Origin of the sequence: Bacillus sp. DX3.1 (assembly GCF_030292155.1) — a bacterium.
Classification (GTDB): domain Bacteria; phylum Bacillota; class Bacilli; order Bacillales; family Bacillaceae_G; genus Bacillus_A.
This window is the reverse complement of sequence record NZ_CP128153.1, coordinates 2647528-2663690: the sequence shown is the minus strand read 5'-3', so window position 1 is coordinate 2663690 and position 16163 is coordinate 2647528. Positions and strand designations below refer to the sequence as shown.

Below are 16163 nucleotides of genomic sequence, written 5' to 3'. Positions count from 1 at the left end.
GATGGGCAAAAAAGGAGTAGTCGCATGGAAAATACAAAAGTTCGTGTTGAAAACGTGACAAAAGTGTTTGGAAAAAATCCATTAAGAGGCGTTGCTTTATTAAAAGAAGGAAAAAGCAAGGCAGAAATTTTAAAAGAAACTGGAATGAATGTCGGAGTAAAGAAAGCAAGTTTTGAAGTGTATACAGGAGAAATTTTTGTCATTATGGGGTTATCAGGAAGTGGAAAGTCTACGCTTGTTCGTATGTTAAATCAATTGATTAAACCCACTGCTGGACATATATACATAGACGGAGAAGATATTGCGACGATGGGGAAGGAAGCCTTGCGGAAGGTAAGAAGAACGAAAATGAGCATGGTCTTTCAAAAATTTGCGTTATTTCCTCATCGTACCGTCTTACAAAATGTAGCATATGGATTAGAAGTGCAAGGAATACCGGTAGAGGAAAGAGAAGAAAAAGCACTGGAATCGCTTAAATTAGTAGGATTAGAACATAATAAAGATAGTTACCCAGGACAGTTAAGTGGTGGTATGCAGCAGCGCGTTGGTATCGCAAGAGCGTTAACAAATGATCCGGATGTTCTTCTTATGGATGAATCATTTAGTGCATTAGATCCACTCATCCGAAAAGAAATGCAAGATGAGTTATTAGAACTGCAAGATAAAATGGAAAAAACGATTATTTTTATTACACATGACTTAGATGAGGCGCTGCGAATTGGTGATCGCATTGCACTAATGAAAGATGGAGAAATTGTTCAAATTGGAACACCAGAAGAAATTATGATGAGCCCTGCCAATGAATTTGTAGAGAGATTTGTGGCAGATGTAAATTTAGGGAAAGTCATCACTGCCGAATCCATCATGAGAAGACCAGAAACGTTATTGATTGACCGAGGCCCACGAGTAGCGCTGCAAATTATGAGAAATGCAAGTGTATCCACCGTATATGTAGTGAATAAAAAACATGAGTTTCTAGGCGTTTTAACTGCTGATGATGCAAGTAAAGCAGTTCAAAAACAATGGCCAATTGCTGATTTATTACTAAAAGATATCTCTCACGTATATTTAGATACGTTACTTGAAGAGATGTATGCAAAAATGGCAGAAATGAAGCTACCCTTACCGGTTATCGATGATAAGAAAAGGTTAAAAGGGATTATAAAACGTGAAAGTGTCATTCAAGCTCTAGCAGGAAATATAGAGGAAGAGGTGAATGACAATGAATAATATTCCGCGTATTCCTTTAGGCGAATGGGTCGATTCATTTGTGGCGGGTTTATATGCATATTTTGAAGGGCTTTTCAAAGGGTTTTCTTTTGTCATTGGAGGGTTTGTAGAGTTACTTACAGATTTTTTAATGATTATCCCCGCTTTTTTATTTATCATTATCGTGTGTTTTCTCGTTTGGTATACGACCCGTAAAATATCGTTAGTTATTTTTTCATTAATCGGATTTCTTTTTATCCTAAATATTGAGTATTGGGCACAAACGATGCAAACATTATCACTCGTTCTAACATCTGTAATTATTTCTATTCTTGTTGGTATTCCAATTGGAATTTTAGCATCTCAAAATGAACGGTTTTCAAAAATTTTAAGACCTACTTTAGATTTCATGCAAACAATGCCAGCCTTTGTTTATCTCATTCCAGCTATTACATTCTTCGGTGTAGGCGTCGTACCAGGCATTATTGCATCAGTTATTTTTGCGATGCCCCCAACGATTCGTTTTACTGATTTAGGAATCAGACAAGTACCAGAAGACTTAATCGAGGCCGCAAATGCATTTGGTTCAACAGCATCTCAAAAGCTATTCAAAGTACAGCTGCCACTCGCAACAGGAACGATTATGGCCGGCGTAAACCAAAGTATTATGCTTTCATTATCAATGGTTGTAACCGCTTCTCTTGTAGGCGCACCAGGGCTAGGTGTCGATGTGTATCGATCTGTTACACAAGTAAACATCGGTATGGGCTTTGAAGCTGGACTAGCTATTGTAGTGATTGCGATTGTGTTAGACAGAATTACGCAAGGGTTTCATAGGAAAAAATGAAGTTGTTTTAATAATCGAAAGCAACACGCTCCGTATGTTAAGACTCTAATTACGGGGCGTGTTTTTATTCCGCTATTTGCGGGTAGTAAGACCCCCACCTCAAGATTCTAAGGAAACCAAATAAGATAGGTGGGAGATGAAAAAAACACTGATCAAAGTTTCACTTTATTTTAGTTTGGTGAATAGTAAATATTAACAGTTTTCTAGGAGAATCATGGGGTTTTGTCGAAATAATAGTCTTACACGTAGTGGTTGAATATAAAAAATATCAAGAAGAGGGGATTGTATATGGCTTGTTTTATTTGTAAAAAACATCAGGGAGATATCGTTGTACCTGGCGGAGCAATTTATGAAGATGATCTTGTGTATGTAGGACATGTGCATTGGGAAGAAAGCGAGACGTATTTAGGCTATCTTATGATTGATGTGAAAAGACACACTCCTGGTCTAGCAGACTTAAATGAGGAAGAAGCACAAGCTTTTGGCTTAATCACAAGTAGAGTAAGCCGTGCGCTAAAAGAATGTGAAGGTGCGGAACATATTTATGCATTTGTATCAGGTAATGGTGTGCCACATATGCATATGCACATTATTCCACGTTATCCGAATACACCGAGGGAATATTGGTCTCCAACAAAGGTAGCAGATTGGGAAGGAGCACCATATGGAGGAACAGAAGCAATTCAAAATCTATGTAAAAGGATTCAAGCTTACTTGGTGAACGAATATGCATATAACAAATAATACAAAGCAATATTCATGGATCGGCAGTGATGAAATGTGTTTAGGAGAAATTTCAGTTAAGCAATGTGGTAATGCAGTCATTGGACGATATGGTGGCAATACAAGTGCAGGAGCTCGGAAAAATGAAGATGGTGCATTAGTTTGGTCGCATGATGATTGGGAGTTTGCGATGATATTAGATGCACACTATAGTGCAGAAAGTACAGCTTTGTTAGTCAATACAGTGCAAAATGAATATGAAAATATAAAGGTTTTACTAGAGGAACCAATTGAAACGGTATTCCGATCCATTGAAGAGTATATACTATCACTTTTTCAATCAGAGTCATTTAAGCAATCTTGTCAGCAAGTCAAAGGTGAAACAGCTTGCTTAATCTGTGTCCGAAAAGAAAACTATATTTGGTGGTTTTCGGTAGGGGATTGTCTTGTCTACTTATTGCATGAAGAGTTACATACATTAGGGCAATATATGCTGAATCAAAGGCATTTTTATGAATGGGTTGGACATGTAAATACATTTTCACTACCAGTTCCATGTTATTCATCTGGTATTCGAGAATTACGTACAGGAAAAAATAGAATAGTAATGGTTACAGATGGTGTATTAGAATGCGGAGAACGTCGTTATGAAAAGCCGTTTCATTTGTATAAAGACCTGTATCAAAATAAAGAGAAGTTAACGAAATGTGTTCAGAATGTACTAGAACATGTCCATCATCAGCTTGGAAGAGATAGCGCAACAATGATTAGCTGGGATTATGTAAATCATGATTATTCTACTTATCCAAGTGATCAGCCTGATAAAATGCGTCCTTCAGAGCCAAAACTATAATGGGAGAAAGAATGAAGAGACCTATATTGCATCACATGAGACTCCAAATAAGTTTGAATATTTTACACCTCATGGATTAATTGCATGTTGTTGGGATGTAAAAGTGTTAAGTTTTGAAAGGGATAGTTGGATAAAAGCGGTATTGGATAATCCGAAAGGGAGTCCTAATATACAAGAATATTTGCAGTTGAGATTCAATGAAGATGTGTAGTTTATTAAAAGTAAAATCGATGTTTTCAGAAGCTGCGGTAGTTTATCAAAAAAAGCAGTTATCACAAATTTCCTTTGTATAACTGCTCTTATTTATTATCAGCTTTCTACACTACATCTTCCTAAAACTCCTCAAAACAAGAAACTCCCACCATCTCCACGGAAGAATTTTTTTAGCAACTATCATCAGCCTTACACCTTTCCCAATGGGATATCTCAAAGTTGTTTGTTTAGCTTCTGCAATAGATACAATCTTTTTAGCAACGTCTATTGGGTTACCAAAAGTATCACTACCACTATTGATGTGATTTTGTATTTTGTCCATATATTCTTTATAAGGGGATTCGGAGTTAGAATGACTTTGTGCAAGCTGTTGTCCAACTTCCCAAATGTTTGTGTTATAGGAACCAGGTTCCACTAATGAAACTTTAATACCGAACGGTTTTACTTCTAAACGAAGTGATTCGCTCCATCCTTCAAGTGCATGTTTAGAAGAAACGTAAGGGGAGAGGCCCGGAAATCCAATTTTTCCGCTAATGCTGCTGACATTAATAACTTTTCCACTCTTTTGTTCCCGCATAAAAGGTAACACAATTTGTGTTACCGCAATTGCTCCAAATACGTTTGTTTCAAATTGTCTTCGGTATTCTTCAATTGAAATTTCTTCAACAAATCCACCGCTTGCATAGCCAGCGTTGTTCACAAGGACATCTACTTGATCAAGTTGTTTTAAAAATAATTGAAATCTAGTAATAGATTCTTGGTTGGTTACATCTAGTTGATGTGTCTGGATATTTTGTTCTAACTGCAATGTTGTTGCTTGGGAAAGTAAATTTGTTTGTTTTTCAAGGTTTCTCATCGTTGCAATGACATAAAATCCTTTTTTCGCGAGTTCAAGGGAAGTTAAAAGTCCAAAACCGCTTGATGCCCCTGTAATAATTGCAATCTTTTTCTGCATTGTTTGCTCACTTTCTTTTTAACTTCATCATATCTAGTTATGAGTATAAAATCTATGATTCTAGTCGTAAAAAAAGACGGAAAGTGATAGAGAAGACATAAAGTGAAACTTTTATCAGTGGGGGTTCTTCGTCTACACTGATCATTAGCCTTCACCAATCAGGCTTTTTCGGGCAGTTATCTCCCATCTATATTCTTTGAATTTCTTAGAATCTTGAGATGGGGGTCTTACTGCCCGCGAATAGCGGGATAAAAATTTTCTCAACATAAATTTTCCCAACATAAATTGTACTGCAAACAGTTGATTTCAATCAGAATTTTCTGAATAATAATAATTGTTCTAATGTTAAATTTTGAAGAAGGGAGGATTAAAAAAGAAACATTAGAAAAAATGAGTAAAAAGCAGTAATCCATGCTATATCATCTTTATTCGCCATATTTGGAAAAATATTACCAATTACAGCTACATTTACTGCGAATCAACAAACGGATTAACTGCACGATTTCATGCTGAAGGACTAAGTAAAGTATTGTAAAAGCTTACCTTCTAGCACAAGTAGAAGATCAAGTTAAGAGATTAGTAGGCAAGCAATTCAAAATGATCAGTGCGCAAACGGATAGTACACCAAATACATACTATGACGTGATACGCATGCCTGAATTCACTTTCCTATATCTCAGTGCTCTTAGAATTCACGTGATTTAAAGTACAAACAAACAGGGTTAGTAGCTTCTATGACTCTGCGTCCATTTTAGTTTATGTAAGCGTTTTCTGATTTGTTGTCATGATTTGGTAGTATATAAATCCTAATTAATCTTTCACCATTTATCCAACGCCTCCACCACTTCTTTTTCGTTCTACTTTTAGTAGTATACCAAGGTGAAGGATGGTAAACGTATTGAAAACTTTAGTTAGATTTATAAAAATAAAATAATAGGTAGGTGGATATTGAGTGAACAACTTCAAAAAACAATTTGCGATAATCGGTCTTTCTAGCACTCTCGTTTTATCACAGTTCCCTGGACCCTTAACAAATTCTTTCCCTTCGGCGGTTGCACATGCAGAAGAGAACGGAACCCCAAAGGAACTACTAGCTAATCTTACTCCAGAACAGCGTGAAGCTCTTACAAAGCTACAAAAACCAGAGGAACTACTAGCTAATCTCACTTCAGAACAGCGTGAAGCTCTTATGAAACTACAAACAATCAATGAAACTGGTTTGCATTTATCACCAGAGATAAATATGGAGAGTACAGACGAAATTTCTGTTATTGTTGAATTTAAACAAAGGCCACATCAAGTAGCTATGTTAGAAGCAGCGGCAGAAGGAAAAAGCTTGTCTGCATCAGAAGCGAAAAAACAAGTAGATGCCTCCCATGATACATTTAAAAAAGATTTAAAAACGATCTTTACGTCAAAAGGAGAGAAAAAAGCACCTTCTTTCCAAGTGAAACATTCTTATAAAAGCGCTTTCAATGGTGTGTCTATGAAACTGCCGGCAAACCAAGTGCAATCACTCCTACAATCAAAGGAAGTCAAAGCCGTATACAGTGATGTGCAGGTCCAAGCTGAACCACCTGTAAAAGAGGAAAAAACTGAAGTCAGCACCCTTAGTAAAGGAATGGCAGATGAGATCTCCTACCTTCAAGTGGACAAGCTTCATCAAGAGGGGTTCACAGGAAAAGGCATTAAAGTAGGAGTAATAGATACAGGAATTGACTATAACCATCCAGACTTAAAGAATGCTTTTAAAGGTGGATATGACTTTGTCGACAATGATACTGATCCGATGGAAACGACGTATGAGGATTGGGAAAATTCGGGCAAGCCGGAAGTTCCAGGATTTACCTATTACACCACGCACGGAACACATGTTGCAGGAACCATTGCTGGACAAGGAACCAATACTAGTGAACACGCAACTACAGGGATCGCTCCAGACGCTGAACTGTACGCGTACCGTGTTCTAGGACCATATGGATCAGGATCATTTACTGGAGTTATTGCCGGAATTGATAAAGCGGTTGAGGATGGCATGGACGTGATTAATATGTCACTGAGCGCAGCCATAAATGACCCGATGTATCCCGTAAGTATGGCCGTGAATAACGCTGTTTTAAACGGAGTTACGGCAGTGGTATCTGCTGGAAACACAGGAGATAAAATGTACACGTTAGGAGCTCCAGCTGCAGCAGCATTAGCAATTACCGTAGGAGCAAGTAATGTTCCAATTACACTTGTAAACTATAAAGGCTCACTTGCAGCAGGACAAGATAAAATATCTGCAGACTTACGCCTATTGGCAATCGGATATGGAGATGACGTTACCAAACTAAAAGACCAGATGCTTCCGATTGTCGATGCTGGTATGGGCAGCGAGACCGATTTTACGGGTAAAGATGTAAAAGGAAAGATTGCCTTAGTAAGCCGTGGAAATAACATGGCATTGGCCGATAAAATTAATTTTGCTAAGAAAAATGGTGCAGCTGCGGTACTTTTATTCAATGACAAGGCAGAAGAAGGACATATTCCCGCTTATTTAGCAGAAGGAATCGATTATATCCCGACATTCTCCTTATCCAATGCAGAAGGATTAGCCTTGAAAGAAAAGGTAGAAGCGGGGCACAACAACTTCACATTTGGAGAGATGACAGAATCGAAAACAGAAGGAGATGTATTGGCAGGTTTTAGCTCCCGCGGACCATCACGTGTCAATTCTGACGTCAAGCCAGAAGTAACAGCACCAGGCGTAGCAGTCTTCTCTACTGTGGCTTCAGATTTGGTCAATCATGGTAAAGAAGACAATTATCAATATGCATATCAGCGCATGTCTGGAACGTCGATGGCATCTCCACATGTTACCGGTATCGCTGCACTCTTACTACAAGCAAATCCTAAATTACAGCCAGAAGACGTGAAGACTATTTTAATGAATACAGCAGATCCACTCAGCAAACCTTACAGTGTATTTGAAGTTGGTGCAGGACGCGTCGATCCATATGAAGCGATCCATTCTGATGTGGAGATTAAAGTGAATGACAAGACAGAAATGATTGAAAATGGTAAGGAAAAACTCATCAAAGAACAAACAGGTGGCATCAGCTTTGGCACACTTTCTTATACAGGCGAGGATATTAAGGACATACGCTCTTTGACACTCAGCAACAAAGGGAAAACAACAAAAACGTTTGATGTAAAAGTGGAATTTCAAACAGATGCAAGGGGATCAAAGGACGCAAAGAAAAACGGCGTAAAGGCGATGACAAGTCATTCAATTACACTCGAGGGCGGAAGTGAAAAGAAGACCAACTTTGGGATTTTGATTCCAAAAACAGCAGAAAAGGGACTCTATGAAGGGTATGTGGTGTATACAAACAAAGACAATCCATCAGAAACGTATCAAGTTCCATTTGGTGTCAATTATGTAGAAGAAGGATTTGAAAAGTTCACAGTGCTAACAAAGGCAGTAACAACAACAACATCTATATCGGCTCCAAACCCATTTATGAATAACGGCTCCATCTTCCTTTTAAATTTGAAATCTCATGTAAAAAGGGTTGATTTCTTGCTTATAGATGCCAAAACAAACCAGTATGCTGGGTATCTTGGCGTTCTTTCTGGTCAAACCTTGAAGCCACATGTAGATACTCCTGTTATAGGATTTTGGGGATTTTATTTACCGTTTATTGGAGATCCAAATAAACCATTTTCTACTGATGCCGAATATTTAAACTCTCAATTTACTGATACACTTAACTGGGTAAAACCTGGAAATTATAAGATAAGGGCCATTGCGACAAATGATCAAGGAAAAATCTCTACATCTGCAGAAGAACCTTTTTTTGTAGATAATACGGCTCCAGAATTTAAGCTTTCCCTTCCGCACGGAGTGTACGAGTATGAAGCAGGGCAAAAAACAGTTCCTGTTTCAGGGTCTATTTACGACGAGAGTGTTAATGATATAAAGGCTGCCGGTTTCGATGTCTCTCAATCTATAAATAAAGTTGCATATTATTACAACAAAGCTAAACCGGGACCAAAGGATTGGCAGAACACTCAACAAGGGAAACCAAGCGGAGCCATTTCTCTTAATCCAGATGGCACATTTGCAAGTGAGATGCCAATGGATGAATCTATCCCAATTCTTCCTGTTCGTTTCTATGGTCATAGTATATCAGGAGCTGGAGATTATCCAAAAATGCCGACAACGTATTTTGTTAAAAAGGGTACGCAATATGTAGACGCAACGCCAAATAAGCAAGAGCCAAAAATGGGTGAATCTGTTACTTATACACTAAAAATGAATAATGCTAACAAATTAAAGGAACAAACGTTTACATTTGACTATTTAAGCGATCACTTTGAAATTGAAAGTGTAACCGTTAATCCGGAATTACAGAAAAAAGCCAACGTACAATTGGATCAAAAAGAATTACCAGGCAGTGGGGCGGTTAAAAAGCATAGCATACATGTATCTGTACCGGAGGGGATAGACGGCACTGTGCCAATGGTAGATGTAAAAATGAAAGTTAAGGACAACTTATATTACGACGACGTATTAGAATTGAAAAACCTTACGTCCTCTTATATCAATGCTGAAAATGCAACGGTTTCTGTACCAAGTGCATCTGTTGAATCTTATGTAATCCCGACGTTTTCAGAAATTATGGTGGGAAGTTTGGCAGAAGGTATCCCGCAAACGGTGGATTACAGTAAAATAGGTGCAACTTCATTTGTTACGGATATGAACAACAAAGAATATAAAGGTACAATTGCAAATACGGGCAGCGGCGGTTATCCACAATCAACGTTTTCTAAATTGCCGGTAACTGACAAAGAAATGATGTACCACACTAACATACCTGGACACTTTACAAATCATAGACCGTTTACTGTCTTTAAACAAGAATTAACAACGATTCGTGGGGAAAAAGACAGTCCGATTAATAGCGGCACTGTAAAAGCGGGTGACGTTAACAAAGATGATGTGATCGACATTATGGACGCAGTATTTATGAAAGAAAAATGGGGAACAAATACACGTAGCGCAGACATCAATTTTGATGGTACAGTTGATATGAAAGACTTTGCGTTTATAGAAAAGAATTTCTTATCGGTGAATAAAACTGCAACGAATCCTCCAAAACCGAAAGAGAAATATCAAGGGAAGACATTAGAAAGTATTAAAAAAGAATTAGAAGGTAAGTAATAATAAGAAGAGTAACTCTATCACTTTGAATTGTAACCCGAATCACAGACGCTAAAAAAGCGCTGTTGTTCGGGTTTATTCGTTCTTTATGAATAAAGTGAAACTGTAATCAGTGGGAGTTTCTTCATTCTCCTATTTTCTTAGTAGGTGCACAGGAATTTCTTATAACAAGTTTTATGGGTTCTAGTACAAATATAACCAAAAACACTACAGAAACGAGTTTATTTTCACTTTATTCTCCACTGAAAAACAGCTCTATTGATATTCGTTATATAGAATTATCAGAAAATATTGAATCAGGATATTTCTATTACAAAAAAACGTAGAATTTTCCCAACATAAATTGTACTGCAAACGGTTGACTTAAGTTTGAATTTTCTGAATAATAGTAATTGTTTCGACAGTAAATTCCGAAGAAGGGAGGATTAAAAAAGAAACACTAGAAAAAATGAGTAATAAGCAGAAATATTTGTTATATTGGCTTTATTTGTTGAATTTGGAATATAATTGCCAATAATAGCCACATTTGCTGTGAATTAACAAACGTGTCAACTGCACTATTTCATGCTAAAAGATTAAGTAAGCAAACTATTGTAAAATTTTACCTCCCATCACAAGTAGAAGATCAAGTTACGAGGTTAGTAGGCGAGCAAGTCAAAATTATCAGTACGCAAACGAATAGCACAACAAATACATACGATGATGTGATACGCATGCCTGAATTAACTTTCCTATATCTTCAGCACTCTTAGAATTCACGGGATTTAAAGTACAAACAAAAAGAGTTAGTAACTTCTATGACCCCGAGCCCACTTCAATTTATGTAAACACTTTCAAAATAAGCGTCATGATTTGGTAGTATATAAATTCAAATTAATCTTTCAACATTTATACAACACCTCCATCCACTCCTTTTTTCGTTCTACTTCCAGTAGTATACCGAAGTGAAGGACGGTAAACGTATTGAAGACTCTAGTTGGATTTATAGAGATTAATAAAAATAAAATAATAGGTAGGTGGATATCAAGTGTACAACATCAAAAAACGATTTGCGATAATTGGTCTTTCCAGCACTCTTGTTTTATCACAATTCCCTGGACTCTTAACAAGTCCTTACTCCCAAACGGTTGCACATGCAGAGGAGAAAGGATCAACAGAGGAAATACTAGCTAATCTCACTTCAGAACAGCGTGCAGCCCTTACGAAACTACAAACAACAGATGAAACTGGCCTGCATTTAGCACCAGAGGTAAATGTGGAGAGTACAGACGAAATTTCCGTTATTGTTGAATTTAAACAAAGACCACATAAAGTAGCTGTATTAGAAGCAGAACTTCAGGGGAAAAAGTTAGGCTTATCAGAAGCAAAACAAAAAGTGAATGCATCTCATGTCAAATTTAAAGAGGAGCTTAGTCAATTATTTAATGGAAACAATAAGCAGAAAAAAATAGATTATAAGATTGATCGCACATATAAAAATGCTTTTAATGGAGTGGCAATGAAAATTCCGGCCAACAAGGCAGAGGAGCTGTTACGTTCTGAAACCGTAAAAGCAGTGTGGAGCAATCAAGAAGTTCAAGTCGAGCCACCGGTTCAGGAACCAGAAGCAACAGGCCTACTTTCTCCTCAAATGTCAGGTGGTATGCAGCTTCTTGGAATTGACAAATTGCATACGGAAGGGTACACGGGAAAAGGAATCAAAGTAGGAGTGATTGATACAGGAGTCGATTATAACCATCCTGATTTAAAGGGTGCATATAAAGGAGGGTATGACTTTGTAGATAACGATGAAGATCCAATGGAAACTACATACGAAGATTGGAAGAAATCCGGGTTACCAGAAATATTTTGGGCGACAGGATCGACATACTACACAGAACATGGAACTCATGTAGCTGGTATCATCGCTGGTCAAGGAAAGAATGAAAGTGAATATAAAATGACAGGTATCGCTCCCGATGTAGATTTGTATGCCTATCGTGTATTAGGAAAATACGGGACTGGGACAACAGAAAATATTCTAGCCGCTATTGATAAGGCTGTGGAAAATGAAATGGACGTAATCAACCTTTCCTTGGGTGCCGGTATCAATAATCCTCTTTATTCAACAAGTATTGCAATTAATCAGGCGGTATTAAGTGGAATTACTGCTGTGGTCTCTGCAGGAAACAGAGGAAATGATATGTACACATTAGGTTCTCCGGGTACTGCTGCACTTGCGCTGACTGTAGGAGCAAGCAATGAACCTTATAAATTATTTACTTTTAAGGGTGCACTTCAAGCTGGAATGGAAACAATTCCGGCTGACCTGCAGCAAATGGCCAAAGGATATGCTGATAATATTCAACAATTGAGTGGAAAGACGTTCTCAATCATAGATGTCGGTTTTGGTGGCCAATCAGAATATAAGAACAAAATTGTAAAAGACAAAATTGTACTAGTAAGTCGTGGCAATAATATTACATTGAACGATAAAGTGAAATATGCAAAGCAAAACGGGGCAGCTGCTGTACTTATATTCAATAATATTCCGCAAGAAGGCCACATTCCTGCGTTTTTAGGAGAAGGTTTGGATTTTATTCCTGCATTCTCTTTAACAAATACGCAAGGTCTGGCTTTAAAAGCGAAAATGAATACAGAAAGTACATTTACTTTTAATGAATTAGGACAAATGCAAACAGAAGGAGATGCATTGGCGGACTTCAGCTCGCGTGGTCCATCTCGTATTACTTACGATATTAAGCCAGAAGTTACAGCACCGGGAGTCGCTGTGCTATCTACAGTACCGTCTTATATGATAAATAAAGAGAATACAAATGATTACCAATATGCATATCAACGTCTGTCAGGTACATCTATGGCATCACCGCATGTTGCCGGTATCGCTGCGCTCTTACTGCAAGCGAATCCTAAATTACAGCCAGAAGATGTGAAGAGCATTTTAATGAATACAGCGGATCCACTCAGCAAGCCATACAGCGTATTTGAAGTCGGTGCAGGACGCGTTGATCCATATGAAGCTATCCATTCTGATGTGGAGATCAAAGTGAATGACAAGACACCAATGATTGGAAACGGCAAGGACAAACTCATCAAAGAACAAACAGGTGGCATCAGCTTTGGCACACTTGCATTTACAGACGAGGATGTTAAGGACCTCCGCTCTTTGACACTCAGTAACAAAGGGAAAACAACAAAAATATTTGATGTAAAAGTGGAATTCCAAACAGATGCAAGGGGATCAAAGGACGCAAGAAAGAATGGAGTGAAGGTGCTTACAGGTGATTCAATTACACTCGAGGGCGGCAGTGAAAAAAAGACCAACATTGGGATTCTCATTCCAAAAACAGCAGAAAAGGGAATCTATGAAGGATATGTGGTGTATACAAACAAAGACAATCCATCTGAAACATATCAGGTTCCATTTGGTGTTCACGCTGTGGAAGAAGGAATTGAATTGTTTCAAGCATCATCGGGGATATCAGAAGATAGATATAGAGATCCATACTCAACTACTCTCGCAAAAGGCAACATAAGTATTAAATTTCAATTGAAATCCAATATGAGGAATATTGACTTTATTTTGGTAGATGGAAAGACAAATAAGGATATAGGATATCTTGGATCTATGGACGGAATACAGAAAAGTGAAGGTGTACTGTATGATGTGCCGTATTTCTTCAATGGGAACTATTATCCGTTTGATAACAAGTCTCCTAATGGTATAAGTGCTACAACTGTAGTGGCCAACGAAGGGTATTATAAAATCAAAATGGTTGCTACAAGCGATACTGGTAAACAATTCACAGAGGTTCAAGAGATAGTAGTTGACAAAGGTAAGCCAAGATATACATTTGACGTACCGGATGTGATTGAATTTGAGGAGGGACAAAAAACTGTTTCTATTTCCGGCTCTGTGTACGATCAAGATATTGAGGAATTTAAGGCAGCAGGTATGAATATAGACCAATCTGCTAACAAAATCGTAAATACTATGGTCGAACAGGACGAACCAGCTATTGAAATGCTTGTAAATAAAGATGGTACATTTAAGTATGATGTACCTGTAGGGACTGGGGGAGGAATGCTTAGTTTAATCGCGGTAGACCCAGCAGGTAACGGGGCTTTTGGGGCACCTAAAATTATAAAAATTATAAAAAAAGGAACCCCTTACTTGGAGGCGACTTTCGATAAAACGAGTGTGAAACCGGGTGATACTGTTAAGGTGAAATTTGTTTTGAAAAATGCTAGTGATTTCCAAAAGAGCACGTTAAACTTTTCTCATTTTCCAGAATATTTCGATGTAGAAAACGTCGATCTACATCCTGAATCTAGCAAATTAGGAGAAATGAAACTGACAAAAACGACACTAAACAAATTAACCATTGAAACTGCTGAGGGGAATACGCAAACTTTAAATGGGGAAATACCATTAGCGGAAGCGACGTTGAAAGCAAAAGATTATAACTTTGAAATCAGACCTGATGGCACTACTATTTCCATGGCTCTAAATTCATATCAAAATCGATCAGGAAAAACAACGCAGCTTGGGTATAATACCCCGTATATTGAATTTGTACCAACTTATTCGAAAATGAAGTCGATTTTATATGCTGATGGTTTGTTAAAAAGTACAGGAGTATTTGATAGTACAAGAGATTACAGCAAGGTGGGAGCAGATGTATATATACAGGATGCAGAAGGGAATACGTATAACCAACTCCTTACACAATATGGGAGAATAGAAGCTTTACGTCTACCTCTTACAGATCAATCTCTAAGCTTGGCTGTTAAAGTACCGGGACATTTTAAAACGATGTATGATTTCCATATCGGTATGAAAAGCAGCACCGGGGAAACAATAGGACAATTTTAAAAAATGGATGTTCCTAAATCTATTGGAGGGGACGTCAATGGAGACGATGTAATTGATATTATGGATGCAGTGTTCGTGGAAGAAAACTGGAAAACCAATAAACGCAGCGCGGACATCAACTTTGATGGTACAGTTGATATGAAAGACTTTGCGTTTATAGAAAAGAATTTCTTATTGGTGAATCAAACTGCAACGAATCCTCCAAAACCGCAAGAGAAATATGAAGGGAAAACATTAGAAAGTATTAAAAAAGAATTAGAAGGTAAAAAATAATAGGAAAAGTAGCTTCATCACTTTGAGCTGTAAAGAAGCAGATTTTTAGAAATCTGCTTCTTTACATGTTAACGCATGTTCTGTCGGAATCTGCGCTTCCCAGGGAAATAAAAGTACGGAGGGGGAAATTCATTTCCGGAAAAGGTAAATATTCTAACTTATTATTTTTATAGAAGAAATGAAAAGGAGAATCATATGTGAAATATATCGAGATTGGATTAGGAAATAGTTGGTTTATTCGAACGGAAATAGAACATAAAGATGGAACAGAAGGGGATATATATTAAGCATTCAAAAACAAAAGTAATGTATGTATCGAGGAAGCATGTAGCGCGAATTCGCTATAATCAAAATCATGATGCTTAATATGATGAGGAAAGGTTAGCCTTTCTCATATAATCCGACTGTATACAGCTCCGTTAACGTAAATGTAATTTTTTCTAAAGATATTTCCTTATCATTACGAACAATTTCCCATAGGAACATTTCATTCATGTAAAACCAACCACGTGCTACAATCGCTTTGTCTATATTATTTCTTGCCAAACCATTTTCTTGCGAGAAGGCGATATCTTGAATAATTCGATTTATAAAGCGTTCACGAATATCACTCCATTTTTGACGAACTTCGATTGAAGCACCAATTGCTTCTTCAAAAATTTGCAACATCGTTCTTTCTTTTTCAGCCATTTGTAAAAAAGCTCGTACTTGATTTTGGATCATCATGTGAGCTTCTTTTTTTGATTTCGGTTGAAAAGAACGTTCTGCAATACTGTAAAACTGATTCATTACATCTTCCATAAGAACAATTAAAATATCATCTTTATTTTTAAAGTATACGTATGCAGTACCATAGCCGGTTGCTGCTTTTTTTATAATTTGTGAGATTGTTGTTTTTTGAAAACTGTGCTCTATAAAAACTTCCCGGCCAGCTGCTAATAATTTTTTTCTTGTTTCTACTGATCGTTTTTGTCTTGTTGAAAGAAGACTTTTTTCCAAATATAC

General features: G+C 37.4%; 10 protein-coding genes. 8 read left to right on the top strand and 2 right to left on the bottom strand.

Going from position 1 to position 16163, the window contains the following annotated elements; genetic code table 11:
* Positions 1–24: 24 nt before the first annotated feature.
* The 4 genes from QRE67_RS13065 to QRE67_RS13050 all read left to right on the top strand — a co-directional run bounded on the left by QRE67_RS13065 (position 25) and on the right by QRE67_RS13050 (position 3632).
* Positions 25–1230, top strand: a complete 1206-nt coding sequence (locus QRE67_RS13065) for a quaternary amine ABC transporter ATP-binding protein (protein WP_286120603.1) — start codon at positions 25–27, stop codon at positions 1228–1230.
* Positions 1223–2056, top strand: a complete 834-nt coding sequence (locus QRE67_RS13060; RefSeq protein ID WP_286125278.1) for an ABC transporter permease — start codon at positions 1223–1225, stop codon at positions 2054–2056. The genes QRE67_RS13065 and QRE67_RS13060 overlap by 8 nt, the downstream gene beginning before the upstream one ends.
* Before the next feature lie 288 nt (positions 2057–2344).
* On the top strand, positions 2345–2800 hold the full coding sequence (locus tag QRE67_RS13055) for an HIT family protein (RefSeq protein ID WP_286120602.1): 456 nt from the start codon (positions 2345–2347) through the stop codon (positions 2798–2800).
* On the top strand, positions 2784–3632 hold the full coding sequence (locus QRE67_RS13050) for a PP2C family serine/threonine-protein phosphatase (protein WP_286120601.1): 849 nt from the start codon (positions 2784–2786) through the stop codon (positions 3630–3632). Before QRE67_RS13055 ends, QRE67_RS13050 begins: the two co-directional genes overlap by 17 nt.
* Before the next feature lie 322 nt (positions 3633–3954).
* On the opposite strand, the gene QRE67_RS13045 is transcribed toward QRE67_RS13050, so the two are convergent.
* Positions 3955–4800, bottom strand: a complete 846-nt coding sequence (locus tag QRE67_RS13045) for an oxidoreductase (protein ID WP_286120600.1) — start codon at positions 4798–4800, stop codon at positions 3955–3957.
* A 952-nt stretch (positions 4801–5752) separates the two neighbouring features.
* Between QRE67_RS13045 and QRE67_RS13040 the strand changes: the two genes are divergently transcribed.
* From QRE67_RS13040 to QRE67_RS13025, 4 genes are all read left to right on the top strand, one after another.
* Positions 5753–10009 (top strand): S8 family serine peptidase, encoded by a 4257-nt coding sequence (locus tag QRE67_RS13040; protein WP_286120599.1) that lies wholly within the window; start codon positions 5753–5755, stop codon positions 10007–10009.
* Positions 10010–11036: 1027 nt separating this feature from the next.
* Positions 11037–14885, top strand: a complete 3849-nt coding sequence (locus QRE67_RS13035; RefSeq protein WP_286120598.1) for a S8 family serine peptidase — start codon at positions 11037–11039, stop codon at positions 14883–14885.
* 3 nt (positions 14886–14888) lie between these two features.
* Complete coding sequence (locus tag QRE67_RS13030; protein ID WP_286120597.1) at positions 14889–15158, top strand: dockerin type I domain-containing protein; 270 nt, start codon at positions 14889–14891, stop codon at positions 15156–15158.
* A 197-nt stretch (positions 15159–15355) separates the two neighbouring features.
* Entirely contained in the window at positions 15356–15445 is a 90-nt protein-coding gene (locus QRE67_RS13025) for a DUF3977 family protein (protein ID WP_483298678.1), read from the top strand.
* 94 nt (positions 15446–15539) lie between these two features.
* Here QRE67_RS13025 and QRE67_RS13020 read toward each other — a convergent pair whose 3' ends face one another.
* On the bottom strand, positions 15540–16157 hold the full coding sequence (locus QRE67_RS13020) for a TetR/AcrR family transcriptional regulator (RefSeq protein ID WP_286120596.1): 618 nt from the start codon (positions 16155–16157) through the stop codon (positions 15540–15542).
* Positions 16158–16163 lie beyond the last annotated feature (6 nt).

Bases quoted from the DNA above. Each gene is read 5' to 3' on its own strand.
- QRE67_RS13065 (WP_286120603.1), top strand. From the start codon at position 25: ATGGAAAATACAAAAGTTCGTGTTGAAAACGTGACAAAAGTGTTTGGA.
- QRE67_RS13060 (WP_286125278.1), top strand. From the start codon at position 1,223: ATGAATAATATTCCGCGTATTCCTTTAGGCGAATGGGTCGATTCATTT.
- QRE67_RS13055 (WP_286120602.1), top strand. From the start codon at position 2,345: ATGGCTTGTTTTATTTGTAAAAAACATCAGGGAGATATCGTTGTACCT.
- QRE67_RS13050 (WP_286120601.1), top strand. From the start codon at position 2,784: ATGCATATAACAAATAATACAAAGCAATATTCATGGATCGGCAGTGAT.
- QRE67_RS13045 (WP_286120600.1), bottom strand. From the start codon at position 4,800: ATGCAGAAAAAGATTGCAATTATTACAGGGGCATCAAGCGGTTTTGGA.
- QRE67_RS13030 (WP_286120597.1), top strand. From the start codon at position 14,889: ATGGATGTTCCTAAATCTATTGGAGGGGACGTCAATGGAGACGATGTA.